Origin of the sequence: Magnetovibrio sp. (assembly GCF_036568125.1) — a bacterium.
Lineage (GTDB): Bacteria > Pseudomonadota > Alphaproteobacteria > Rhodospirillales > Magnetovibrionaceae > Magnetovibrio.
On sequence record NZ_DATCTF010000002.1, the window covers coordinates 1 to 23,614 of the forward strand.

Genomic DNA, 23,614 nt, shown 5'->3' on the forward strand with positions numbered 1-23,614 from the left:
CTCGAAACCGAGCCCCCGTTTTTTTGTGGGTTGTTCTTATTCCGCAGCTTCCGCCTGTTCGACCGGCGGGGTCCACCGCAGCACCGGCTTGCGGGCCGCCGCCGTCTCGTCCAGACGGCGGCGCGGGGTCAGCACCGGGGCGTCCTTGAAGAACTGCGCATCGCCCGATTGGGCGCGAGCGTTGAGACCGCGCAAAGTCTCGATATACAGATCCAGAGTTTCCTTGGATTCCGATTCCGTGGGTTCCATCAACAACGCGCCGTGCACCACCAGCGGGAAGTACATGGTCATGGGATGGAAGCCCTCGTCGATCATCGCCTTGGCGAAGTCCAGCGTGGTCACGCCGGTGTCTTTCAAGAAATGATCGTCGAACAGAACCTCGTGCATGCACATGCCGTCGAACGACACGCTCATCACATCTTGCAACTTGGCGCGCAGATAGTTGGCGTTGAGTACCGCGTCGGTGGATGCTTGGCGCAAGCCGTCGGCGCCGTGGCTGATCATGAACGCCAACGCACGGATGAACACGCCCATCTGGCCGTGATAGCCCTTCAGACGGCCAAACGGCTTGGCGTCGGAATCGGCCTTGTGTTCGACCATCTTGAAGCCATCGCCGTCGTGGATGACATAGGGCACCGGGGCGAACGGAGCCAAAGCTTCGGACAGCACCACCGGACCGGCACCCGGACCACCGCCGCCATGCGGGGTGGAGAAGGTTTTGTGCAGGTTCAAGTGCATACAGTCGATGCCCAGATCACCGGGACGCACGCGCCCGACGATGGCGTTGAAGTTGGCGCCGTCGCAGTAGAAATAGCCGCCTGCTTCGTGAATGGCGTCGGCGATTTCGATGACGTCGTTTTCGAACAAGCCGCAGGTGTTGGGGTTGGTGAGCATGATGCCCGCAACGTCCGGACCCAGCTTAGCCTTGAACGCATCGATGTCGACGCGGCCACGCTCAGTGGCGGGAATGGAATCGACCGTGAAGCCGCACGCCGCCGCCGTCGCCGGGTTGGTGCCGTGGGCACTTTCAGGCACCAGCACGCGCTTGCGGGTTTCGCCTTCGCCGCGATCTTCCAGGGCGGCCTTGATGGCCATCATGCCGCACAGTTCGCCGTGCGCGCCGGCGGCGGGGCTCATCGCCACGGCCGGCATGCCGCACAAGGTCTTGATCCAATGCGCCAGGGTGTCGATCAGTTCCAGCGCGCCTTGCACGGTGCTGTCGGGTTGCATCGGGTGCAGGTCGCCAAGGCCCTTGAGGCGCGCGACCTTTTCGTTGATGCGCGGATTGTGCTTCATGGTGCACGAACCGAGCGGATAGAAGCCGCTGTCGATGCCGTAGTTCTTCTGGCTCAAGCGGGTGTAGTGGCGCACCACTTGCGGCTCGGACAGGCCGGGCAGGCCGACCGCGTCCTTGCGGCGCATGCCCCCCAGACGGTCGTTGGACACTTCGACGTCGGGCAGGTCGACGCCGGTGCGGCCTTCCTCACCCATTTCGAAGATCAGCGGTTCGGCAAAGTCGAGGCCTTTGGAGCCGCTGATGGTTTTTTGCGCCGGGGCTTGGCTGCCGCCGACGGGCACATTGGTGCGGCCTTGAGACATATCAGCCATTAGAGGATCTCCCCAAGCGCTTTGACCAGCGCGTCCATATCCGCGTCGGAATTGGTTTCGGTGACGGTGACCAGCAAGAAATTCGCCAGATCGTCGCGTTCCGGCAGCAAGCGGGTGATCGGCACGCCGCCCAAGATGCCGCGTTCGGCCAAGGCTTCGACCACCTGTTCGGCGGGCTTGGACAGCTTGACGGTGAATTCGTTGAAGAAGCTGTCGTTCATCAGTTCAACCCCGTTCACACCAGCCAGCATATCGGCCAGCTTGCAGGCGTTCGCGTGGTTGATGCGTGCCAGTCGCGCCAGTCCTTCTTCGCCCAGCAGCGACGCATGGATGGTGAACGCCAACGCGCATAGGCCCGCGTTGGTGCAGATGTTCGAGGTCGCCTTTTCGCGGCGGATGTGCTGCTCGCGGGTCGACAGCGTCAGCACCCAGCCGCGTTGTCCTTCGACGTCCTGGGTTTCGCCGGTGACGCGTCCGGGCATCTGGCGAACCAGTTTCGAGGTGGTGGCGAATAGACCGACGTAAGGACCGCCGTAGCTGAGCGCGTTGCCCAGCGACTGGCCTTCGGCGGCGACGATGTCGGCGCCTTGGTTGCCGGGCGCTTCCAACAGTCCCAGCGAAACGATTTCGGTCGTCACCGCGACCACCAGTGCGCCTTTGGCGTGGGCAGCTTCGGAGATGGGCTTAAGATCGATGATGCGGCCGAACACATCGGGGCTTTGCACCACCACGCACGAGGTCTGATCGTCGATCAAATTGATGACGCTGGCCGGATCTGCGGGACGGGTGGGGTCCGAATCGGGATGGACCAATTCGATGTCCAGCGAATGGGCGCTGGTCTTCGTGACATCGAAATAGTGCGGGTGAAGGCCACCCGCCAGCACGGCGCGATTGCGGCGCGTTGCACGCACAGCCATCATCACCGCTTCCGCCGTCGCCGTCGCGCCGTCGTACATGGACGCGTTGGCCACTTCCATGCCGGTCATCAGCGCGACCTGGGTCTGGAATTCGAACAAGTACTGAAGCGTGCCTTGTGAAACTTCCGGCTGATACGGGGTGTAAGCGGTGAGAAACTCGCCGCGTTGCACCAGGTAATCCACCGTTGCCGGGATGTGATGACGATATGCGCCCGCTCCCAAAAAGCTGGGTGCGGTTGAGGGCGAAAGGTTCTTCGCCGCCAGGGCGCTGAAGGTCCGTTCGACCTCCAACTCGCCGACAAATCCGGGCAGGTCCACAGGCTTGTCCAACAATGCCTGTGCAGGCACGTCGCAATACATATCCTCGACCGCGTTTGCGCCGATGGCGTCAAGCATGGCTTTGCGGTCTTCTTCGGTGTGAGGCAGATAACGCATCAGCACGAATTCCTTGTTCAAGAAGGCCCCAGGCGCAGGCCTGGGGCAGGGTCGGGTCTTAGTCGAGGCTGTCGACGTAAGCTTTGTAAGCGTCTTCGTCCATCAGGCCGTCCAGCTCGGATGCGTCGGACAGTTTAATTTTGAAGAACCAGCCGTTTGCCGACGGATCGCCGGAAACGGTCGCGGGGTCGTCGGCGATGGCGGCGTTGCCCTCGATCACTTCGCCCGAAACCGGTGCGTAGACTTCGGACGCGGCCTTCACCGATTCCACCACGGCGGCTTCGTCACCCTTGGACACGGTGCGGCCCGCTTCAGGCACTTCGACGAAAACCAAATCGCCCAGTTGCTCAAGGGCGTAATCGGTGACGCCAACCGTGGCGGTGTCGCCGTCGACGCTGATCCATTCGTGGTCGTTGGTGTATTTGATGCTCATGTTGCTCATCCCGTTTTCAGATCAATCAATAAAATGCGAGTTAGGTTTTGTAGCTTTTGGACGTAAACGGCATTTTGACGACTTTGGCCGCCAGCGGTTTGCCGCGCACGATCAGGTTCACCGGGGTGTCCTCGGCGGCAAACGCCGTTTTCACGTAACCCATGGCGATGGGGCCACCGACCGAAGGGCCGAAACCGCCGCTGGTCACGGTGCCGATGGTGTTACCGTCCAAATCTTGGATTTCGGTGCCTTCGCGGGCCGGGGCGCGGCCTTCGGGCAGGATGCCGACGCGCAAGCGTTCGGTGCCGTTTTCCAACTGCTTCAAGATCACGTCCGCGCCGGGAAAGCCGCCTTCTTCGCGGCGGCGTTTGTTGACCACCCATTTGATGTCGGCTTCGATCGGCGTGGTGGCGGTGGTGATGTCGTGACCGTACAGACACAGGCCCGCTTCCAGGCGCAGACTGTCGCGTGAGCCGAGCCCGGCGGGCTCGACATCGGGTTGGTCTAACAGCAATTTGGCGAACGCCTCGGCTTGATCGGACGGCACGGAAATTTCAAAGCCGTCTTCGCCGGTGTAGCCCGAGCGGGTGACGAAGCAATGAATGCCGCCGATTTCGACTTCGCGGAAGTTCATGAACTTCATCTCGGCCGTTTCCGGGGCCAGTTTGGCCAACACATCGCCGGCTTTGGGGCCCTGCAGAGCCAGCAACGCGCGATCGGTGAGGATTTGCAGCTCGGCCTTGCCCTTGGTGCCCGCTTCAATGTGGGCGAAGTCTTGGTCCTTGCACGCGGCATTGACCACCAGATATAGACCCCCGGCAATGCGCGTCGCCATCAGATCGTCCAAGATGCCGCCTTGATCGTTGAGCAGCACGGTGTAGCGGGTTTTGCCCTCGGCCATGGCTTGGTAGTCGCCGGGCACAAGGGTTTCGAATGCTTCGACGGCGTGCTCGCCCATTAAAAACGCCTGACCCATGTGCGAAACGTCGAACAGCGACGCCCCCGCGCGGGTATGCAGGTGTTCCTTGAGGATGCCCGCGGGATATTGCACCGGCATGGCGTAACCGGCGAACGGCACCATCTTCGCGCCGAGTTCGCGGTGCAGGCTATCCAGCGGCGTGGTGAGGAGGTCTTGCTCGTTGTGGTCGTTCATAACAGGTTCCCTAGCAGATTCTGGCAGTCACCGATCCACCGGGATCAGGTGCTGCCCCACTCTGTCTTGGAACCTGAAAGATTCCCCAAGCATGCCTTGGGTTACATCTTCGGTGAGGGGCCGGTTCTTCAGCCGCCTACTTTCCAGAGCCTCGTCGCCATCACGGTCCATTTGCCTGAGAGATTCCGGGGCGGTTGCTCCTTCGGCGCTGTCGTCACCAAATGCCTGGCGCGACAGTCTCTCCCGTGGCGGCTTCAGTCGAGGAAACCAGTTTTGAATTTCAAAGTTCTAAGCCCGATTTGATCGAGCCCAGTTCATTCTAAAGGCTACCCCGCTGAGGTCAATGGGGCGCTGACTACGTAAGGGAAGTCTTGCCGGGTTGCAAGGCCTTTCCGTGTCATGGGTCAGCGATTTTTACGCTGGTACTCCAACTCGACGCGGTTGAGCGCCAACGACAGGTAGATCAGATAATCCTCGCCGGTTTGCCCGGGCTTCAAGGGCAACACCAGCTCATGCGGTTCAGGCCTTTGCCACATGAGGTTGGGCACGTTTTCGGTGTACGTCAGCACCAGCGGATAACGCCCCTTGTACAAGATGTTCTTTTGCGCGTCGGTCGTGGCGATGATGTATTCGAAGTCTGCGTCGCCGGTCTGGTTGGCAGGGCCGCGTTTGGATACGATCGCCGGTGACAGCCAAACTGTCAGCTCGCCCGCGCCGGTTTCATCGGTGTCGTATTCGCACGAATGGGCGAAACCCGCGATCTCTTCTTCATGCAGGACATCGATGATGTCGCGACCCGGGCCAGGTTTGAAACGGGTCAGCTTGGCCCCGTCGGCGACGATCAGGATGTCCGGGCACGGCGGGGGGGTGGGCTTGTCGCCGGTGCAAGCACCCAAACCCAACCCTACCAACGCAACCAAGGCTGCGCTGAATAAGGTGTGCATGGGGCGTTGCAACAGCTTCATGGGTATGACCTTAGATGGTTTTGTGGGCGCCGTCGCACAGCGCGCCTTTTTTTGAGGCGCGACAGCCGCAGAAATAGATGTTGCCGGCTTTTTCGGCCGTGTGCGCGATGGGTGAAAAACCGCTGCCCTTGTGCTTGCCGTCGCAGAACGGTTGCTTTTCGCTCAGTCCACATGTGCAGTAGTAGTAGGTTTTGCCTTCTTCCGCTTCGACAACGTAAGGGGCTTTTTGGGTGCAGACGGCTTCGCTCATGTATTTTGCCTCGATAGAATTGGGTGGTGCGGTGAAGGCACTCTAATCAAGGCCGACGCCAGATACAAGGTGGGGATTAATTCTTCGGCTGCAGCGCGCTTTGTGTGGATTTATCCGCCAACGACGTCATGGTCGCCGCGACCTTGCTCAGCGCGCGAGCCCGCCCCCAGGGATTGGAGATGGTTTTCGCCTCGTCCAACGCCAAACCGAAAACCGACCATGCGGCATCCGTTTCCAAACGTTGGGAGCGCTCTTCGGCGATGTCGCACAGCATCCAAACGCGGGAAAACGGGCTCATGATGTCGTCTGTGGCCTTGGTCGCCTCGGCTTGTGCGATGGTGGCCCCGTCGATGTCGCCGCCGCGGCGGCGTTCGTCGGCGATGGTCCAAAAAATATGCGCCTTTAGGCGATCGTCCTTGATCAGGTGGGTGGTGTTGATGGCTTCGTCGCTGAGGTTCTGTTCGCCGCCGATACTGATGCTGACGTCGTTAAAGGCCAGGGCAATGCGCGAAAATGCGTAAGCCTTGGCAAAAGGAAACTCGATCTTCGCCGCGGCTTCCTTGGCTTTGTCGAGGGTTGTGCGGGCTTGGTCGAACTGACCGGCCCCGGCCTGATAGGATGCGATGCGCGCCAATACCAAGGCGCGGTAGCGCACGGCTTCGATGCTGTCGGCGGTGACCAGGGCAGCATCCGCTTGACCCGCTTGGGCGAGCCCGGTGGCCGCCGCGACCAGCACAGGGACATCGCTGGCACCGTTTTCGACGTCTTTCAGCACCGTTAACGCACGCTGGGCCATGCCGTTTTCGGCATAGGCGGCAGCGATGTGGCGGCGCGCTTTGTTGAGGATTTCCTTGTCCTTGATCAGGTCGAGTTGCCGTTCAGCTGCGGTGATATAGGCCAGAGCGTCGGCATCGAATCCGGCCTTGTGCAAGATTACGGAGATGCGGGTGCGAAAGGAAATCTGTGTCAGCACCGATTCGATCCGATCGAGGTACGGGGCCAAGTGTTCGACCGTTTGGGCGGCGTTGAAGGTGCTGTCGTTGAGGCTTTGGATTTCGGCGATGGCGACATAGGCTTCGACCTGCTGCACGGGGTCGGGAATGATGTCGACCGCCGCGAGCGCGTCTTCGATCTGGCCGATTTCGGCGCGCGCCTTGGCGATATCGCGTAGCGCCACCATGATCAGGCGCGGATCGTGAATACGCCGCGTGGTGATGGCGGCGTCTTGGGCCAATCCGGCGCGAGCCTGGGCGGTGAGAATTTCACCCAACGCCCAGTCGCGCATTTCCGGCTTGTCGATGTCGCGGGCACTGGCGGCGGCCTCGATCAACAAGCAGCGCGGTTCTGGATTCGCCATGCAGGCTTTCTTGTCGCGCGGCGCGCTTTGCGGGGCGCTGGAAACGCCTTCGATCAAATTGCGGGTGAGCGGATTGGCCCGCAAAGCCTCACGTGCGGCATCCGTCGATTGACGACGCGACTTTTCCAATCGTCCCAAAAGCTTGCTGACCTGGCCGCCGGTTTCCAGGTCTTTGGCCAATTCTTCGGTGGCCTTGCCGTCGATGCGCAGGTCGGCGCTTTTTTGATAGGCCTTGATCGCAGCCTCGGTCTGCGGGCCGTAGCGCCCATCCAGGGGACCGAGATAAAACCCCTGATCGGCAAGCCCCTTTTGAATCCTCTGCACAAGATTGGTCGCGGCTGTGGGGGCCGATTGCTCGATATCTTCGGGCCCGACACCGGCGGCGGTTTCAAATGTGGCGAGATGTTCCAAATAGCTTTCAGGCACGCCAGCACTGCTCGCCGCCCAGGTCGACGGGGCGGTGATGATAATCCCAAGAGCAGCAAGCACGATGAAAGGCCCTTGTGGGCGCATTTTGTTTCCTTAATCTTCGGGCCGCGCTGACATATTATCGCATTGAAACAGCCTGTCCACCAAGGCGTCCATGTGTTTTTATGGCGCCGAACGATTCGTGGGCAAACTGCTTGGATTTAAGGATCTCCCCGCCATGGCCGTCTATACGGACATCTCCGACGACGATCTCACCGCCTTTGTTGCCGGTTACGGCATCGGCGAGGTTTTGTCGTGCAAAGGTATCGCCGAAGGCGTTGAAAATTCGAATTTTTTGCTGGTGACGGAGCAGGGCTCGTTCATTCTGACGCTGTATGAAAAGCGCGTCGATGCAAACGATTTGCCGTTTTTCCTAGGCTTGACCGAGCACTTGTCGGCGCGTGGCATACCGTGTCCGACGCCGGTACATGCGCTCAATGGCGAGGTGTTGCGCGAACTCAGCGGGCGGCCCGCAGCGATCGTGACGTTCTTGACCGGCATGTGGCCCAAGCGAATCCAAAACCATCATTGCGCCGAACTGGGACGGGCCATGGCCGAAATGCATGTCACCGGCGCGGATTTTGAATTGAGCCGTCCCAATGCCTTGAGCGTGGAAAGTTGGCGTCCTTTGCTGGAGGCCTGCGAAGGGCGCGGTGATGACGTTCTTCCGGGCATCACCGCCGCGCTGAACGCCGAGTTGGATGTGTTGGAATCTGAATGGCCCCGCGACTTGCCGTCCGGGGTGATCCATGCCGACCTGTTTCCCGACAACGTGTTTTTTCGTGGCGAGCATCTGAGCGGTCTGATCGATTTCTATTTTGCGTGCAACGATCAGTTCGCCTACGACCTTGGCATCTGTCTCAACGCGTGGTGTTTTGAGCGCGACGGTTCGTTCAATGCGACCAAGGCACGTAAGATGTTGCGGGCGTACCGCAAGGTTCGTGAATTGTCTGACGCCGAGGTGCAGGCCTTACCGCTGTTGGCGCGCGGCGCGGCGATGCGGTTCTTGCTCACCCGGTTGTACGACTGGCTGAACACCCCCGAAAACGCCTTGGTAACACCTAAGAATCCTCTGGAATACTACGACAAGCTGCGCTTCCATCAGGCCGTCACAGGCCCCGGCGCATACGGATTGGACTGACGAAGATGAGCGACGATGTGGTGGATATCTATACCGATGGCGCGTGCAGCGGCAACCCCGGCCCCGGCGGGTGGGGTGTGGTGATGCGCTGGAAAGGGGTGGAAAAGGAATTTTCAGGCTCAGACCCTGAGACCACCAACAATCGTATGGAATTGATGGCGGCGATCATCGGATTGGAACAGCTCAAACGCGGTGTGAACAAGGTGCGCATCCACACGGACAGCACCTATGTCAAAGACGGCATCACCAAATGGATACACGGTTGGAAAAAGAACGGTTGGAAAACCGCCGCCAAAAAATCGGTGAAAAACCAAGATCTTTGGATGCGCCTCGATAGCGCGTTGTCGGATCACGATGTCGAATGGCACTGGGTCAAAGGCCATTCCGGCCACCCGGAAAACGAACGCTGCGACGAACTAGCGCGCTTGGCGATCAGCCAATATAAAGACAGCCAAGTGCTTTAGGGCCGCAGCGTTCGTTATGATTTAACGGTGTCCGCCACCACCGAATCCACCACCGGCGCCAGCGCCGTAGACGCTGCCAAAGCCGTTGCCAAAGCTGCGGCTGGGGCCGAAATTGTTACGCGACGGGTTGCCATTGTACCAGTCTTGGGTGCGGACACGTTCTTGCGTTTGTGTGCGCACTTTCACGCCTGCATCTGCGTTTTCATTGTAGCGGTTACGGTTTTGGATTTGTACCCGTTCCGCGGTTTCCGGCTTGCCCATGGCTGCCGTTGCTTGGGCGATGGCCGTTTGAGCCGCAACCGGCGCGGCGCTCAACATGACCGCCACAGTGGCGCTCGGAAGGAAGATCTTCATCGGGGGTATCCTGCTTATTGTTATTGCGGGGCGTTCTGAATATAAGCATGCCCTAATATTGAAAGGCAACGCTGTGATCGCCATCACCATGAAAAAGGCCCGCCAAATTGGCGGGCCTTAAACGTCATCGGGGAATGAAGCCTTACAGCTTGGACAATTGCGCTTCGGCGCTGGAAACTTCGAATGCACCGGGAGCTTCTTGGTCGATAGATTTGACTACGCCGTCTTCGACGATCATCGCAAAGCGATCGCAACGCAGGCCCAGGCCCTTGCCGGAGAGGTCCAGTTCCAGGCCCATTTTTTTGGTCAGTTCCGCGTCGCCGTCGGCAATCATGCGGACTTTTCCGGCGACGTTCCGGTCTTTGCCCCAGGCACCCATGACGAACGCGTCGTTGACGGCGAAGCAGACGATCTCGTCGACGCCCTTGGCTTTGAGCTGGTCGGCCATCTTGACGAAGCCGGGCAGGTGCTGAGCGGAACACGTCGGCGTGAAGGCGCCGGGCAGACCGAACAGGACGACAGTCTTGCCGCTGAACAGGTCATCGGTGCTGACGCCGCCGGGGCCGTCCGGGCCCATTTCGTAAAGGGTTGCGGCAGGAATTTTGTCGCCGGGCTGAATGGTCATTGTAAGTGCTCCCAATTGGAATGATTCAATAAAACCTATTGATCCCTAAATTGGGCATAAGGCGTACAGATTACAACGGCGAAATCGTTAAATTTTATCGTTCGCGCGCAATCGCCATGGCGCCGCCGCCGGCATCGTCGAGGGCTTTCAAAACCGCCGATTGACTGAGCAGCTCCGGCAAAGCGATGCCGTCCGGCGCGCCGGGACCGTAGACCGCGTTGAACGGGATGCCATAGCGCCCGAACGACGCCAAGTATTGCGAGATCACCGGGTCGGGCCGGGTCCAATCGGCCTGCATGGCGACGGTGTCGGTGCCGCCCAGGCGTTCAAAGACCTCACCCTTGCCGATTACCACGGCTTTGTTGACCTGGCAGGTGATGCACCATTCAGCGGTCACATCGACGAACACCACTTTGCCGTCCTTCACCAGCTTGCGGATTTCCTGCTGATCAAAGGTTTGCCACAGACCGTCCAGTTTGGCTTGGTCGGCTTGGGCTTCCGGCCCGTTGGCGAGCCTGTCGGGCACCGCGAAGGCCAAAACCGCTAAAATCGCAACGACAGCCCAATCCATGCGCCCATATTTTCTGTGCAGGCGTTTGTGGACGTAGAGCGTCACCGCGATGACCGCGATGATGGCGGCGATCAACGCGGCGGCCAGTTCGCTGACCTGAATCGCCAGAATGCTCACCAGCCACACGGCGGTGGCGGCCAGGGCGAAGCCGAGGATGCGGCGCAAGATGATCATCCAGCGTCCGGGCTTGGGCATTTTGGTGGCGAACTTGGGAAACAGCGCCACCAGCAGATACGGCAGCGCCAAGCCAATGCCGAGCGCCGCAAAGATCGCTGCGATTTCAAGCGCACCGCGCGCCAAGGCAAAGCCCACCGCGGTGCCGAGAAACGGTGCGGAACACGGTGTGGCCAACAGCGTCGCCAACGCGCCGGTCATGAAATGGCCGCCCAGACCATGGGTGTGGGTTGTGCTTTCGCCGATTTCATTGACGGCTTGAGGCAAATGGACTTCGAAAAATCCCCACAGGTTGCAGGCGAACAAAGTGATGATCAATGCCATGGCGACGAGGAACCAGGGGTGTTGGAACTGGATGCCCCAGCCGATCGCCAGGCCGGCGCCTTTCAAAGCGATCAGTCCCGCCGCGAGGACCAAAAACGACGTGATGATACCCGCCGCGCTGGCCAGGAAGCTCAAGCGCACGGTGCGGGTGTTGCCGCCACCGTGACCGACAACGCCCAACAGCTTGATCGACAGCACCGGCAACACGCACGGCATTAAGTTCAAGATCATCCCGCCGAGAACCGCCAGCGCCAGCATCACGATCATCGACGGACCGGCCGCTATGGGCAGCGCTTGGGCATCGGCCATGGCCAGGGTGTCGGCTGTGGCGGGGGTCGGGGTCGCTTTGAACTCAGCCCCGCGCGGTGCATCGGCCAACGTGATGGTCAGTTCGGTCTGATCGAACGGTGCTTTGATGGCCTTGAGGCCTTCGAAGCCAACCTCGATTAACGCCATCGCACCGTCGCCGCTGAGCGACACCTTGGGTTTGGCGAAGGCCAAGCCCTCGGGCCCCTCAATATACGCATCGGCGTTTTGGAAAGGGGTGCTCGAACGGGCGCTCAGATACAACGTGCCGCGATCGTCGTCGGTGCCGGGGGTGGTGCGGAACTGGGCGGTTTCGATCTTCAGGCCCAGGGCATCCGCGCCTTGAGTGCCGGTGCGCGGCACCAAGGTTTGGAATTTGTTGATCAGGTGGGCGTGTTCGGACGGCGTGGCGGTTCCGGCGGGCAGGGAAAACTGGATGGTGGTGTCATAGGGCACGCAAATTTCGGCGCAGGCCAGGTAGCTGATCTCGGCGCTCAGCGCCAGGGCGTCGCCGGGTTGTGCCAGCTTAACGGTGAACGGCAGCACCACTTCGTCGGTGTAGCCCAAGGTTTCGAAGCCAAGGATCGAAAAGCGTTCCGGCAACGGCCACTGAATTTGCAGGTCCTTGATGTTGTACGAACCGTTCCAGTCCACGGACGGCGGGAAACCCGCATCACCGGGCGTGCGCCAATAGATTTTCCAGTGATCCTGAAGCTTGAAGTGAAGCCCCAAAGTCACGCTGTCGCCGTCGCCCGTTGCGTCGGTCTGGCTGATGATGCGCAACGCTGTTGTGTCGGTTTCAACCCAGGGGCTGGACGCCGCGTTTGCGGGGGCGGCGAACGTTCCCAACGTGGAAACCAGGACACTCAGGACGGTCAGGATGCGGAGCATGTTTTTCATGGCCTCGGAGTGTATCTGGATTTTCAAAAAGGTTAAGTGCTGATCGTGGCCGCTTTGAGGCAATTCACATCATTTTGACTGAATTTTTCACTCATAGAGGGGGTGGTTTTGTGGATCGATGCACATATGTCATACTGATCAATGTGCGCAACGGCGGATACAACAACGCCGACGAAACGGGTGGGTGAAGCGATGACCATTCAAACCTCGAACAGTCCTTATCTTGTCGGCCACCTACTCGTTGCCATGCCGGGCATGCCCGATCCTCGATTTGCAAAATCAGTGATTTATATCTGTGCGCACAACGACGAAGGCGCGATGGGCCTGGTCATCAATCAGCCGATGAAAGACATTTCATTCCCGGATCTGCTCGATCAACTCAATCTGGTGCAGACCGACCCCGGCGCGGCCGTGTCCATTCAGTTTGGCGGACCGGTGGAACAGGGACGCGGGTTCGTGCTGCACAGCCCTGATTACATCCACGAGGCCACGTTGTTGGTTGACGGCAAGGTCGCGCTGACCGGCACGGTGGACATTTTACAGGCCATCGCCGAAGGTCACGGCCCCAAGGAACGCATTTTGGCGTTGGGGTACGCGGGTTGGGGCGCGGGGCAGTTGGACAGCGAAATTCTCGCCAACGGTTGGCTGACGGTCGAGGCCGACCCCGAGATCGTGTTCAACGTCGATCTCGACAAAAAATGGAACACCGCTCTGGCCAAACTGGGCATCGACCTGAGCCTGCTGTCAGAAGAAGCCGGCCACGCCTAAGGGGCCGGACTTAATTCAAGCGCGCTTCGATCTTGTCGAAATCCTCGACGTGAGAAATCGGTCCCAGGGCCGCCACCGTCGGCGTGCCTTGGAAAATGCGCGCACACACGCGTTTGATGGCCTCGGCATCGACGTTTTCGATGCGCGCGACGGCTTCGTCGGTGGGAATCGGACGGCCGAAGATCATCAATTGGCGGGCCATTTGCTCGGCGCGAGACGAGGTGCTTTCCAGGCTCATCAAGATCGAGGCCTTGAGCTGCGCCTTGGCGCGGTTGAGTTCCTCGGCGTTGACGTTTTGATCCAGTTTGCCGATTTCGTCGCAGATCACCGGAATCAGTTCCTTGACGTCGTTTTCCCCGGTTCCGGCGTAGATGCCGAACACGCCGGTATCGGCATAGGCGGAAACGAAGGAATAGACCGAATAGACCAAGCCGCGCTTTTCGCGCACTTCCTGGAACAGGCGCGACGACATGCCGCCGCCGAACAACATCGACATCACCGACGCGGCATAAAAATCGTCGTCGTGATAGCTGAAGCCCTCGAACCCCATCAACAATTGGACCTGCTCGGTGTCGCGGCTTTCACGGATATCGCCGCCGACATATTGCGCCGGACCTTGGGTGTCGCCGATGCTTTTGGCCGGACCGTGGGCGAAATGCTGGTTGGCGAGATCGACCAGTTGATCGTGCTTAAAGTTGCCCGCAGCGGACAGCACCATGTCGCCGGTGCGATAATGATCGTTCATATAGCCCAAAATGTCGGCACGCGGCATCTGACCGACGCCGTCGAGGGTGCCCAGCACCGGGCGGCCCAGCGCTTGGTCGGGAAAGCAGGCTTCTTGAAACAGATCGAAGACCACGTCGTCGGGGGTGTCTTGGGCTTGATTGATTTCTTGCAAGATCACGCCGCGTTCGCGTTCCAGCTCATCTTCGTCCAGCGTCGCGTTCTGCACCAGGTCGGCAACCATGTCGACGGCGAGACCCAGGTCGTCTTTGAGCACTTTGGCGTAATACGCCGTGTTCTCGCGCGAGGTGTAGGCGTTGATGTGCCCGCCGACGTCTTCGATTTCTTCGGCGATAGCCAGGGCGGAGCGTTTGCGCGTGCCCTTGAACGTCATGTGTTCCAGCATATGGGACACGCCGTTCACTTTTTGCGCTTCGAAACGCGCCCCGGCATCGATCCAAACGCCTGCGGATGCGGTTTCAACGGTGGGCATCTCGTCGGAGATGATGCGTAGTCCGTTGTCCAGGGTCGTGATGCGCAAAGTTTCGCTCACAGTTTGCCGCGCTCCTTCAAAGTCGTTTCGATATAATCTTTAATGGTCTCGAAGCTGTCGGGCAGCTCCGTGTATTTCTCTTCCCGTTCATATAGGTCGGAAAGATGCGATGGCAACTCGGGATGTACGCCGGACGCCGCTTTCACCGCGTCGGGGAACTTCGCCGGGTGCGCGGTGGCCAAGATCACCATCGGCACGGCTTTGTCCCAACGCCGCGCGCGTGCCGCGCCGACGCCGATGGCCGAGTGCGTATCCAGCAGGTAGCCCGTTTCCTTGTGAACGTCGCCAATCAGCTTCGCCGTGCCCGCATCGTCGAAGCGTGCGCCGTCCATGATGGCTTTGAGACGGACCATGAACGTATCCGTGACGGAAAAATGTCCGGTTTCTTTGAATTCCTGCATGGCGTCGTTGAGCGCGCTGCTGTCGCGGTCCAACAATTCGAACATGAAGCGTTCGAAGTTGGATGAAATCTGAATGTCCATCGACGGGCTGGTGGTCTCGAAAACGCCCTTGGATTCCATGCGTCCGGTTTCGATGAAACGGATCAAAATATCGTTGGCGTTGGATCCGATGACGAACTGGCTGATGGGCAGGCCCATCTGTTTCGCCACGTAGCCTGCAAACACATTCCCGAAGTTGCCGGTCGGCACGGCAAAGGCCACCGAGGTATCGGGCGCGCCAGCGCGCAACCCGGCCCAGAAATAATAGACCACCTGGGCCATGATGCGCGCCCAGTTGATGGAGTTAACCGCAGACAAATTGACATCGTCGCGGAACTTTTCGTCGGCGAACAGCGCCTTGACGGTGTTCTGGCAGTCGTCGAAATTGCCCTTCAGCGCAATGTTGTGCACGTTGTCGCTGAGCACGGTGCTCATCTGACGGCGCTGCACTTCGGACACCTTGCCGCTGGGGTGGAGGATGAAGATCTCGATGTTGTCGCGGTCACGGCATGCCTCGATGGCGGCTGAGCCGGTGTCGCCAGAAGTCGCGCCGACGATGGTCAGCTTCGCGCCGCGCTTGGTCAACACGTGGTCGAACATGCGTCCCAAAAATTGCAGGGCGTAGTCTTTGAACGCCAAGGTGGGGCCGTGAAACAGTTCCAGCACATATTCGTTGTCGCCAAGCTTCACCAGCGGGGCAACATCGTCGCAATCGAACGAACCGTAGGTGTCGGTGACGATCTGGGTCAGCTCTTCGCGGCTGACGACATCTTCGACAAACGGCAGCATCACTTTGACGGCGAGATCGACGTAGGACATGTCCTTCATCTCGGCCAAATCGGCGGCGCTGAACTGCGGCCAGGATTCGGGCAGATAGAGGCCCCCATCGCGGGCCAGGCCCGTCAGCAGGACGTCGTCAAAGGCGAGTTTGGGGGCGTTGCCCCGGGTGCTGATGTACTTCACGGCTCATTTCCGTCGAAATTTCCAAAAAACGCTCCCTTTCTTAGAGACCACGGACCAAAATAGCAATCCAGAAGCACGTTGGATCCCAGGATTCACGTAGGTTTCATATGGGGGAAACATGACGCTTGGCTTCATTACATTGTTGTTGGTCTTCCAATTGGTCGGGGAGGTCATATCGAAAGGCCTCGATTTGCCGCTGCCCGGTCCGGTGGTGGGGATGGCTTTGCTGTTCCTCGCGCTGGTCATCAAAGGCGATGTGCCGAACGGTCTGAAAGACACGGCGGGCGGCTTGCTCAAGCATCTGTCGTTGCTGTTTGTGCCCGCAGGTGTCGGGGTGATGCTGCATTTGCACATGATCCGCGACGAATGGTTGCCCATCAGCGTCGCCTTGGTGGTCAGCACGGTGGCGACCATCGCGGTGACGGCGTTGGTGATGAAGGGCTGTTGCCGGTTCGTCGACGAGGACCGTGGGCAGGAGCCGAACGATGGATGATGGGCTTTATCAGATCTGGGTTTATCTTTCGACCACCCCGCTGTTGGGGCTGACGGTGACGCTGGTCGCCTATCAGGCGGGGATGTGGATCTATACCCGCGCCGGATTGCATCCGCTGCTCAACCCGGTGCTCATCGCGGTGGTGTTGCTGGTGGGTTTGTTGATGGTCACAGGAACCGAATACCGCACCTATTTCGACGGCGCGCAGTTCGTGCACTTCATGCTCGGCCCGGCGACGGTGGCGCTGGCGGTGCCTTTGTACCGGCAATTTCAAAAGGTCCGTCGCTCATTTGTCTTGATCTTGGTGGCGATCTTGTCGGGTTCCGCCACCGCTGCGCTCAGCGCCATCGGCGTTGCGTGGGCGTTGGGGGCGTCGCGCGAAACGTTGCTGTCGCTGGCGCCCAAATCCGTCACCGCGCCGATTGCCATGGGCATCGCCGAAGCCACCGGCGGCGTGCCGTCATTGACGGCGGTGTTGGTGATTTTGACCGGTATTCTGGGCGCGGTGCTCGGCACGTGGACCCTGAATGCGCTGCGCATCACCGATTGGCGGGCGCGCGGGCTTGCCATGGGCACTGCCAGTCACGGCATCGGCACGGCGCGGGCCTTGCAGGTCAACGACGTCGCCGGGGCGTTCGCCAGCCTCGCCATGGGGCTGAACGGTTTGGCCACGGCGGTGCTGTTGCCGTTGATCTTGGGGCTGATTTTTTAGATCCTGCTTCGTGGGCTTAGTGGCGGACTTGGTTGCGCCCTTCCAGCTTGGCGACGTAGAGCTTTTTGTCGGCATGATCGAGCAACGCTACTTCGCTTTCGGTCGGCTGGTCGGGATAGACCGCAACGCCGGCGCTGATGTTGACGTTGATGCGTTGGTCGCCATCTTCGACAGAGGTTTCCTCGACCACGCGGCGGATGCGTTCGGCAATGTCGAGCGCGTTTTGAAGCGTCGCGCCGGGCAGGATGGCGCAGAATTCCTCGCCACCGTACCGCACCAAAACGTCGTCGCCGCGTAAAATACGCTGACCGGCATCGCACACCGCGACGATGACGCGGTCGCCGACCAGATGGCCGTAGGTGTCGTTGACCTTTTTGAAATGGTCGATGTCGAACATGATGAGCGCCAAGTTGCTGTTGTTGCGCACGGCGCGGCTGTATTCCTCGCGCAGGCGTTTCATGCCGAAGCGCCGGTTGTAAGCACCGGACAAAGGATCCAAGGCCGCGACCCGCTGCAGTTGGCGGTGCGCCAAGGCGTTTTGAATGGCCAGACCCAGACCCTGGCGAAACAGACGCGCAAGACGCAGCGCGCCGCGTTTGAAACCGGTCGACGAGATCAGCACCATCGCGGCGATGGGCACGTCATTGAAGGAGACGGGAATGGTGCAAATTTCGCGCGGCTTGAAGTCGGCAACGATGCCGTCGATGCGCAAATCGTCGGGCACCGTAAAGCGGATTTCCTTGCCGTCGCGGAACATGTGGCGAATTTGATCGCTTTCCAAAATTGTCGCGGGCTCCTTGATGGCGCGCGCGGCGGCGATTTCCAGTTCGCCCGACGCTTCAATCACCAACGCACCGGCTTGAGCATTGGTGTGGGCGAGGATTTGCGCCAAGGCATCTTCGGCCAGTTCTTCGATGTTCAGGGTGCTCGACAAGGAATGGGTGAAGTTGACGACGGCCTGTTCGACGTGGCGCGATTCCGAAAAGGCATCGAGCAGACTGTTGAAGGCCAGCGCGCACCCGCCGATTTCGTCTTCCGATTCAACTTTCACCGCGCATTTTTCGGGGCTGCAGCTTGTCCAATCGCCGGTGTAGGTGGCCTGTTGAATTTGCGTGCCGATGTCGCCCATCTTTTGCGACAGATAGCGCAGGCGCGGTCGGATCACCCAGTGGGCGATGAGATAATTCAAACCGCCGACGGTGATGCCAGCGCACAGCGTGGCGGCGAAAAACATCGGGCTGAGGGCTAGGGCTTCAGAAACCCCCATAAACACGACGAAAAACGGAAACACCACTCCCGCCAGAATACCGAACATCACCATCCAAATGGCCAGATCGGTCAGAATTTTCTTTGTGATACGCACGTGAGCTCCCCACTCTGACTGCGTCAAGTATCGAGTAACGTGTTGAATTTTATGTATAAATCACTCGATCGAACGCAGGGGGAAACCACGTGACCGTTTTGAGGTCGTTTTTTAGGCCGTGGCAGCGTTCGTTTGTAAAAGTTTTTCCACCATAAAGGGTCGCCCTTTGGAATCAAACAAAATATTCACGCTTAGTACGAAATTTCCACATGTGCCGACGCGTGCGTTTATGAATCCAAGTAGCGGGTCTTCAGGTGGGCTTTGAAGTGATCCGCGTTCAAGGGTTCGCCCGTCGCTGTGGCGATCAGGTTGCGGGTGGATAGGCTACAGCCCTTGGCGTGCACGCGTTCACGCAGCCAGCCCAGCAGCGGCGCGAAATCGCCGCGTGCGATGGACGGTAAGATGTCCGGTCGGTCAGACTTGGCCTTGGCGAACAATTGCGCCGCCGTCATGGCGCCCAGCGTGTAGGTCGGGAAGTATCCCCAAGCTCCATCGTACCAATGGATATCTTGCAAGCAGCCTTCGCGATCCGTCGGCGGGGTGATGCCGAGGATTTTTTGCAGGCCTTCGTTCCACGCGCCCGGCAGGTCCGCCATCTGCAGGTCGCCGGCAATGGCCGCGCGTTCCAATTGAAAACGCAAGATCACGTGGGCGGGGTAGGTCACCTCATCGGCATCGACACGGATGAAGCCTTTTTCGACCTTGGTGTAGAGGCGGGTGAGGTTGTCCACCTCCCACGCCGCGCCGGAACCGCCAAAGGTGTCGCGCAGCAATGGGGCGGCATATTCGAGGAATTCACGCGAGCGACAGGCTTGCATCTCGATCAACAAAGACTGGCTTTCGTGGATGCTCATGCCCCGATCCGAACCCACCGGCTGGCCGCGCCACGCCTTGGGCAGGCCTTGGTCGTAGAGTGCATGGCCGGTTTCGTGCAGTACGCCCATCAGCGCCGAGGTGAAGTCGGCCTCGTCGTAACGCGTGGTTAGGCGCACGTCGTCATAGGTGCCACCACAAAAGGGGTGATGGCTTTCGTCCAGCCGACCATGGTCGAAATCGAAGCCCAACGCCGTCATGAAGGTCTGGCCCAACGCTTTTTGCTTGGCTGCCGGGAAGGGTCCTTGAAGAGGCAGGATTGCCGTTCCACAGGCCTGCTTGGCCAGCACGTCGTCGAGGAAACCGGGCAGAAAATCGCCCAGATGGGCGAATACCTCGTCGATATCGGCGGCGCGGCCACCTGGTTCGTACTGGTCCAGCAATGCGTCATAGGGCGATACGCCCAGCTTGTCGGCCTTGGCTTCGGCTTCTTGGCGGGTGAGGTTGAGGACCTCTTCCAAGCTCGGCAGAACCGCCTTGAAATCAGATTCGGCGCGGGCCGTGCGCCAGATGGTTTCGCATTTGGACGCGGCGCGGCTCAATGCTTCGACCAAATCGGCGTCCACGGCGGCGCTGTGCACCCACTGGCGGCGCATTTCGGCGACGTTGGCCTGTTGCCAGGGATCGAGGTGTTGATCGGCCTCGGCCCCGTCCAGCAGGTCGGGCAGCGCCGGGTCGGTGATCATCGCATGGCGAATGGAGGTCAACACCGCCAGTTGTTCGCTGCGGCTGTCGACGCCGCCCGACGGCATCATCGCCGACATGTCCCAGTGCAGCATGGACAGCGCGCCACCGACGGCGTCCAAACGGCGAAAGCGGTCTTCGAGGTCTTGGTAGGGCGTTTTGATCATTGGCGAACGAGACCTTAGAAGGTGATCGGCATCGGCAGCCACGCCACCCGGTCGATCAGCAAAAAGGCGAAGATCAAGAACAGGTAAAGGATCGAGAACAGGAACGTCGGCCGCGCGTGGGCATCGTCTTTGTCTTTGAGCAGCTTCCAGCAGTGATGCAGAAACAGCGCCCCCAGCGCGCCCGCGCCAGCGGTGTACAGCAGACCCGACATGCCAATGAAACCGGGGATCAACGTTACCGGAACCAGCAGCAAGGTGTAGATGAGCATCTGCACTTTGGTGGAGTGGCTGCCCACCACCACCGGCATCATCGGCACGCCGACACGCTCGTAATCGCCATGGCGGAACAACGCCAACGCCCAGGTATGCGGCGGAGTCCACAAGAAGATGATGAGGAACAGGATGCCCGATTCAAAGCTGAAATCGCCCGTTACCGAAACCCAGCCGATCATCGGTGGAAACGCGCCGCTGGCCCCGCCGATGACGATGTTTTGCGGGGTCGAACGCTTCAGCCACATGGTGTAGAGGAATACGTAATAGAGAATGGTGAACAGCAACAGGCCAGACGCTTCGCTGTTGACGGCGAAATACATCACCACAACCGACAGGGCGGCCAGCACCACGCCGAACACCAGCGCCTGGGTGGGTTCGACCTTGCCTGCGGGGATGGGGCGTTTTTGCGTACGCGCCATGAACTGGTCGATGTCGCGGTCGTACCACATGTTGATGGCACCCGACGCGCCCGCGCCAATGGCTATGCACAGGATGGAAACGACCGCTTGCCACAAGGAAATCGAACCCGGCGCCAGCACCATTCCGGTGATGGCGGTGAACACCACCAACATCATCACCCGCGGTTTCAACAGGTTGGCGTAATCGGCGACGCGGAAGCGATAGGTGTCGCCGCCGTTTGGCTCGATCACGGTTTCAGCCGCTTCGCTGGCGGTTTGTGATTTGTCTTGGATTGTATCAGCCAAGTTTGACGTGCCCCTCAAAAAGTCCCCATGACGAATGTACAGACAATGATCCGACTTTCGTATGTTTTTTCATGCGCGGCGCGTATTAAGCGTCGCTTTTTTTGCCGATCAGCGCACTTGCGCACACCCACACGAACAACGCGCCGCCGATGATCGCCAGCAATCCCGCGCCACCGTTCAGCCCCATGCCCAGTTTGGCGGTAAAGGCGGTGAGGCCCTGTTCCGCGCCGGCAACCTTGCGCGCCGCGCCGTGCCCGCCGGCGATGAACAGCCCGCTGCTGGCCAACGCCTGGCCGACCCCGAACAGCCACACCGACGTCAAGCTCAAGCGCGGCCAGGTGATGGGGCGTTTGAGCAGCGGCAAAATAACGGTGTAAAACAGCGCCATGAAGGCCAGCGTCACACCCGCGATCATGCCGTGGTAATGCGCTGGGGTGCGGGTGTCTTGGCCGTCGACGAACAGCCCCATGACGCCGCCGATGCCGAACACAACCGGGCTGAGGATCAGCGCCACGTAGCCGGGGTTTTTCCATGGCTTATCAGATGCGCCCAGTACCGCCTTGATCAGCGGCAGCGCCACGATCAGGCCCACCGGGGCGAAAACGTATTGCATGTTGGTGAACGCCAGCAGCCAGCTTGCGGAAAAGACCTCGTAGACGGTAAAGAAAATCGGGGTGATGTACGCCGACACGGTGACGATAACGATTGAGGCGACCGCTGTCATGGGGTTGAACGGCGCGCGGCCCAAGACCGCGCTGGCGACCGCGTACCAGGCTCCGACCAGCAATGTGACGTTGAGAAACTGCAACACGTGGCCGCCGGCCCAAAACAGTTCTTCGTTGAACTGGTGGCTGATCGGTTGGCCTTCGACCAGTTGCGGGTCCAACAAAGCCCAAGCGTAAAGAAAGTAGGCGAACGCCAGCAGATAGATCAGCGACGCCGCGATACCGGCAAGACTGACCATGTCGATGCCGAAGCTGTGCGTGTCGAGGTCGCGTTGCGGGCGATTGAACAAGCACGACAACACCAAGATCGCCATCAACGCCATGGCGCCGGCCAGCACCACCAAGGATAGGTAGAACAGCGGGCTGGTGAGCACCGGCACGTAGTTGCTCATGATCGGCTCGCCTTCGGGCATCAGGAAAACCGGAATGAACATGCCTGCGATCGCCACCACGGTGGCGCGAAAAGCGATGTATTCCAGCACCAAGAAGCGTGGCTGGCCGTTGGACAGGCGGTATGCGCTGATGTGTGCGACGATGGCGAAAATCGTGAGGAAAAACACCACGAAACTGTAATCGACATGGACCACCAAGAAACGATGGAAATTGGCTACGAACCACGGGAAATAATCGCTCACCCCAGGGGCGCGGCCGAACGCCAACGGCAGTGCAAACAATCCCGCCGTGCCAAGAACGATCAAGGCCACCACCGACCAGCGGGTCAGCCAGGGCCGTGCCGATGGTTCCGCCATGGCGACGTCGAGGCGTTCCATCAGGGGCGGGACTTGGGCGGTGCTTTTGCTCATGATTTCGGCCTTAGACTGGAGGCGGCATATGCAAGGATCGACGGTGGCTCTTAGCGTCCCGGCAAGCTGAGGCCGGAGGCTAGGCAGGCGCCTGTGCACGGCCACAACTGCAGCGCCATGACGTAGACCACCACCCCGGAAAAGGCGACGTAAAACCAGATCGGCCACGTCCACTTGACCAAACGCTTGTGAGCCTCACGGTTGCCTTTGACGGCTTGATAGACCGCCATCGGCACCAACGGCGTAATAATCACGGCGCCGATCACGTGGGCAATCAAGATGGTGAAGTAAATCGGGCGGATGATGCCTTCGCCGCCGAATTTGGCGAGGCCGGAATTAAAATGGTAGACCAGATAGAAACCCAAAAACACCAGCGAAACGGCCAACGCCGCAATCATGGTCTTCTTATGCGCGTTGACGTTGCCGGCCTTGACGTGGCTGCGTGCCAACCACAACAGGACGACGGTCGCAGCATTCAAGACCGCATTGATGTGCGGGATGGTGGTGATTTCGATCATGATCTGATGTCCGGGTCAGTTGGTTAATTCGGCGCCGGGTTTGATCGGCTGATCGGCACCGAGACCGACGTATCCGTAATTCTGGATGCGGTACATGGTTCCGGCATACATACCGATGGCGGCGATCAGGAATAGACCGCCGATCACCCAAATTTTCGTGCGCGGGATTTGAGGCCGTGCCGGGCTTTGAGCGGCATTGGTTTGTGGCGTCTCGCTCATGTGTATTTTCTCCCCATTTATGTGTTCTGGAAGGTATAGCCCTCCGGGCGGTTTTTCGCAAGGAGAGAGCGGCTCTTGGCGCAGAAATGTGCGCTTTTTCGGGGATTTTGTTTGATCCGAAAGTCCGAGTGGAAATCGCAAAAAAAAGCGGGGGCCAGAAGGCCCCCGCTTTGTCTTGAGAGTGTCGA

Annotated in this window: 23 protein-coding genes and 1 riboswitch; of the genes, 5 read left to right on the top strand and 18 right to left on the bottom strand. The window is 59.7% G+C overall.

The annotated features are described in order from the left end of the window. Window positions 1–36: 36 nt before the first annotated feature. From gcvPB to VIN96_RS00160, 7 genes are all read right to left on the bottom strand, one after another. Window positions 37–1,599, bottom strand: a complete 1,563-nt coding sequence (gene gcvPB, locus VIN96_RS00130; RefSeq protein ID WP_331893423.1) for an aminomethyl-transferring glycine dehydrogenase subunit GcvPB — start codon at window positions 1,597–1,599, stop codon at window positions 37–39. A gap of 8 nt (window positions 1,600–1,607) precedes the next feature. Then, window positions 1,608–2,960, bottom strand: coding sequence for an aminomethyl-transferring glycine dehydrogenase subunit GcvPA (gene gcvPA / locus VIN96_RS00135; protein WP_331893372.1), 1,353 nt, complete (start codon window positions 2,958–2,960; stop codon window positions 1,608–1,610). 58 nt (window positions 2,961–3,018) lie between these two features. Beyond that, window positions 3,019–3,393 carry a glycine cleavage system protein GcvH gene (gene gcvH / locus VIN96_RS00140; protein WP_331893373.1) on the bottom strand — a complete coding sequence of 125 codons (375 nt, stop codon included), beginning with the start codon at window positions 3,391–3,393 and terminating at the stop codon, window positions 3,019–3,021. A 40-nt stretch (window positions 3,394–3,433) separates the two neighbouring features. Beyond that, window positions 3,434–4,546 (bottom strand): glycine cleavage system aminomethyltransferase GcvT, encoded by a 1,113-nt coding sequence (gene gcvT, locus VIN96_RS00145; protein ID WP_331893374.1) that lies wholly within the window; start codon window positions 4,544–4,546, stop codon window positions 3,434–3,436. Window positions 4,547–4,699: 153 nt separating this feature from the next. Then, window positions 4,700–4,802: riboswitch (glycine riboswitch) on the bottom strand. 148 nt (window positions 4,803–4,950) lie between these two features. Continuing rightward, window positions 4,951–5,511: a hypothetical protein gene (locus VIN96_RS00150; protein WP_331893375.1), complete on the bottom strand. Its 561-nt coding sequence runs from the start codon at window positions 5,509–5,511 to the stop codon at window positions 4,951–4,953. Between the two features lie 10 nt (window positions 5,512–5,521). After that, the gene (locus tag VIN96_RS00155) at window positions 5,522–5,761 is read right to left on the bottom strand and encodes a CDGSH iron-sulfur domain-containing protein (RefSeq protein ID WP_331893376.1); all 240 of its coding nucleotides are present in this window, start codon (window positions 5,759–5,761) and stop codon (window positions 5,522–5,524) included. Between the two features lie 76 nt (window positions 5,762–5,837). Beyond that, entirely contained in the window at window positions 5,838–7,607 is a 1,770-nt protein-coding gene (locus tag VIN96_RS00160; protein ID WP_331893378.1) for a peptidoglycan-binding domain-containing protein, read from the bottom strand. 157 nt (window positions 7,608–7,764) lie between these two features. Between VIN96_RS00160 and VIN96_RS00165 the strand changes: the two genes are divergently transcribed. Together VIN96_RS00165 and rnhA are read left to right on the top strand one after the other, a co-directional pair. Continuing rightward, a complete protein-coding gene (locus tag VIN96_RS00165) occupies window positions 7,765–8,727 on the top strand; it encodes a homoserine kinase (protein WP_331893379.1) in 963 nt (320 codons plus the stop codon). 5 nt (window positions 8,728–8,732) lie between these two features. Next, window positions 8,733–9,191 (top strand): ribonuclease HI, encoded by a 459-nt coding sequence (gene rnhA, locus VIN96_RS00170; protein WP_331893380.1) that lies wholly within the window; start codon window positions 8,733–8,735, stop codon window positions 9,189–9,191. Between the two features lie 21 nt (window positions 9,192–9,212). Here rnhA and VIN96_RS00175 read toward each other — a convergent pair whose 3' ends face one another. From VIN96_RS00175 to VIN96_RS00185, 3 genes are all read right to left on the bottom strand, one after another. Beyond that, window positions 9,213–9,545 carry a hypothetical protein gene (locus VIN96_RS00175; RefSeq protein ID WP_331893382.1) on the bottom strand — a complete coding sequence of 111 codons (333 nt, stop codon included), beginning with the start codon at window positions 9,543–9,545 and terminating at the stop codon, window positions 9,213–9,215. Between the two features lie 142 nt (window positions 9,546–9,687). After that, a complete protein-coding gene (locus tag VIN96_RS00180) occupies window positions 9,688–10,170 on the bottom strand; it encodes a peroxiredoxin (protein ID WP_331893384.1) in 483 nt (160 codons plus the stop codon). Between the two features lie 94 nt (window positions 10,171–10,264). Beyond that, window positions 10,265–12,445: a protein-disulfide reductase DsbD family protein gene (locus VIN96_RS00185; RefSeq protein WP_331893385.1), complete on the bottom strand. Its 2,181-nt coding sequence runs from the start codon at window positions 12,443–12,445 to the stop codon at window positions 10,265–10,267. Window positions 12,446–12,637: 192 nt separating this feature from the next. Here VIN96_RS00185 and VIN96_RS00190 point away from each other — a divergent pair, with 192 nt between their 5' ends. Then, entirely contained in the window at window positions 12,638–13,213 is a 576-nt protein-coding gene (locus tag VIN96_RS00190) for a YqgE/AlgH family protein (protein ID WP_331893386.1), read from the top strand. A 10-nt stretch (window positions 13,214–13,223) separates the two neighbouring features. Here VIN96_RS00190 and VIN96_RS00195 read toward each other — a convergent pair whose 3' ends face one another. Next, window positions 13,224–14,489 (bottom strand): pitrilysin family protein, encoded by a 1,266-nt coding sequence (locus VIN96_RS00195; protein ID WP_331893388.1) that lies wholly within the window; start codon window positions 14,487–14,489, stop codon window positions 13,224–13,226. Next, window positions 14,486–15,892: a threonine synthase gene (gene thrC / locus VIN96_RS00200; protein WP_331893389.1), complete on the bottom strand. Its 1,407-nt coding sequence runs from the start codon at window positions 15,890–15,892 to the stop codon at window positions 14,486–14,488. Before thrC ends, VIN96_RS00195 begins: the two co-directional genes overlap by 4 nt. Window positions 15,893–16,010: 118 nt before the next feature. Between thrC and VIN96_RS00205 the strand changes: the two genes are divergently transcribed. Further along, window positions 16,011–16,385, top strand: coding sequence for a CidA/LrgA family protein (locus VIN96_RS00205; RefSeq protein ID WP_331893390.1), 375 nt, complete (start codon window positions 16,011–16,013; stop codon window positions 16,383–16,385). Next, window positions 16,378–17,097: an LrgB family protein gene (locus VIN96_RS00210; RefSeq protein ID WP_331893391.1), complete on the top strand. Its 720-nt coding sequence runs from the start codon at window positions 16,378–16,380 to the stop codon at window positions 17,095–17,097. The genes VIN96_RS00205 and VIN96_RS00210 overlap by 8 nt, the downstream gene beginning before the upstream one ends. Window positions 17,098–17,113: 16 nt before the next feature. On the opposite strand, the gene VIN96_RS00215 is transcribed toward VIN96_RS00210, so the two are convergent. The 6 genes from VIN96_RS00215 to VIN96_RS00240 form a co-directional block, all read right to left on the bottom strand. Beyond that, window positions 17,114–18,460: a GGDEF domain-containing protein gene (locus tag VIN96_RS00215; RefSeq protein WP_331893393.1), complete on the bottom strand. Its 1,347-nt coding sequence runs from the start codon at window positions 18,458–18,460 to the stop codon at window positions 17,114–17,116. A gap of 227 nt (window positions 18,461–18,687) precedes the next feature. Next, the gene (locus tag VIN96_RS00220; protein WP_331893394.1) at window positions 18,688–20,184 is read right to left on the bottom strand and encodes a carboxypeptidase M32; all 1,497 of its coding nucleotides are present in this window, start codon (window positions 20,182–20,184) and stop codon (window positions 18,688–18,690) included. A gap of 14 nt (window positions 20,185–20,198) precedes the next feature. Beyond that, a complete protein-coding gene (gene cyoE, locus VIN96_RS00225; protein WP_331893395.1) occupies window positions 20,199–21,161 on the bottom strand; it encodes a heme o synthase in 963 nt (320 codons plus the stop codon). Between the two features lie 85 nt (window positions 21,162–21,246). Further along, on the bottom strand, window positions 21,247–22,689 hold the full coding sequence (locus VIN96_RS00230; protein WP_331893396.1) for a cbb3-type cytochrome c oxidase subunit I: 1,443 nt from the start codon (window positions 22,687–22,689) through the stop codon (window positions 21,247–21,249). A 50-nt stretch (window positions 22,690–22,739) separates the two neighbouring features. After that, window positions 22,740–23,207, bottom strand: coding sequence for a DUF420 domain-containing protein (locus tag VIN96_RS00235; RefSeq protein ID WP_331893397.1), 468 nt, complete (start codon window positions 23,205–23,207; stop codon window positions 22,740–22,742). 15 nt (window positions 23,208–23,222) lie between these two features. After that, complete coding sequence (locus tag VIN96_RS00240; RefSeq protein ID WP_331893398.1) at window positions 23,223–23,426, bottom strand: hypothetical protein; 204 nt, start codon at window positions 23,424–23,426, stop codon at window positions 23,223–23,225. Between the last annotated feature and the right edge of the window lie 188 nt (window positions 23,427–23,614).

What these genes read in the sequence shown, in the direction of transcription:
- VIN96_RS00155 (WP_331893376.1), bottom strand. Translation starts at nt 5,761, where the DNA reads ATGAGCGAAGCCGTCTGCACCCAAAAAGCCCCTTACGTTGTCGAAGCG.
- VIN96_RS00185 (WP_331893385.1), bottom strand. Translation starts at nt 12,445, where the DNA reads ATGAAAAACATGCTCCGCATCCTGACCGTCCTGAGTGTCCTGGTTTCC.
- VIN96_RS00190 (WP_331893386.1), top strand. Translation starts at nt 12,638, where the DNA reads ATGACCATTCAAACCTCGAACAGTCCTTATCTTGTCGGCCACCTACTC.
- VIN96_RS00180 (WP_331893384.1), bottom strand. Translation starts at nt 10,170, where the DNA reads ATGACCATTCAGCCCGGCGACAAAATTCCTGCCGCAACCCTTTACGAA.
- gcvPB (WP_331893423.1), bottom strand. Translation starts at nt 1,599, where the DNA reads ATGTCTCAAGGCCGCACCAATGTGCCCGTCGGCGGCAGCCAAGCCCCG.
- VIN96_RS00165 (WP_331893379.1), top strand. Translation starts at nt 7,765, where the DNA reads ATGGCCGTCTATACGGACATCTCCGACGACGATCTCACCGCCTTTGTT.
- rnhA (WP_331893380.1), top strand. Translation starts at nt 8,733, where the DNA reads ATGAGCGACGATGTGGTGGATATCTATACCGATGGCGCGTGCAGCGGC.
- VIN96_RS00230 (WP_331893396.1), bottom strand. Translation starts at nt 22,689, where the DNA reads ATGAGCAAAAGCACCGCCCAAGTCCCGCCCCTGATGGAACGCCTCGAC.
- VIN96_RS00240 (WP_331893398.1), bottom strand. Translation starts at nt 23,426, where the DNA reads ATGAGCGAGACGCCACAAACCAATGCCGCTCAAAGCCCGGCACGGCCT.
- VIN96_RS00175 (WP_331893382.1), bottom strand. Translation starts at nt 9,545, where the DNA reads ATGAAGATCTTCCTTCCGAGCGCCACTGTGGCGGTCATGTTGAGCGCC.
- gcvPA (WP_331893372.1), bottom strand. Translation starts at nt 2,960, where the DNA reads ATGCGTTATCTGCCTCACACCGAAGAAGACCGCAAAGCCATGCTTGAC.
- VIN96_RS00150 (WP_331893375.1), bottom strand. Translation starts at nt 5,511, where the DNA reads ATGAAGCTGTTGCAACGCCCCATGCACACCTTATTCAGCGCAGCCTTG.
- VIN96_RS00235 (WP_331893397.1), bottom strand. Translation starts at nt 23,207, where the DNA reads ATGATCGAAATCACCACCATCCCGCACATCAATGCGGTCTTGAATGCT.
- VIN96_RS00205 (WP_331893390.1), top strand. Translation starts at nt 16,011, where the DNA reads ATGACGCTTGGCTTCATTACATTGTTGTTGGTCTTCCAATTGGTCGGG.
- gcvH (WP_331893373.1), bottom strand. Translation starts at nt 3,393, where the DNA reads ATGAGCATCAAATACACCAACGACCACGAATGGATCAGCGTCGACGGC.
- gcvT (WP_331893374.1), bottom strand. Translation starts at nt 4,546, where the DNA reads ATGAACGACCACAACGAGCAAGACCTCCTCACCACGCCGCTGGATAGC.
- VIN96_RS00210 (WP_331893391.1), top strand. Translation starts at nt 16,378, where the DNA reads ATGGATGATGGGCTTTATCAGATCTGGGTTTATCTTTCGACCACCCCG.
- VIN96_RS00220 (WP_331893394.1), bottom strand. Translation starts at nt 20,184, where the DNA reads ATGATCAAAACGCCCTACCAAGACCTCGAAGACCGCTTTCGCCGTTTG.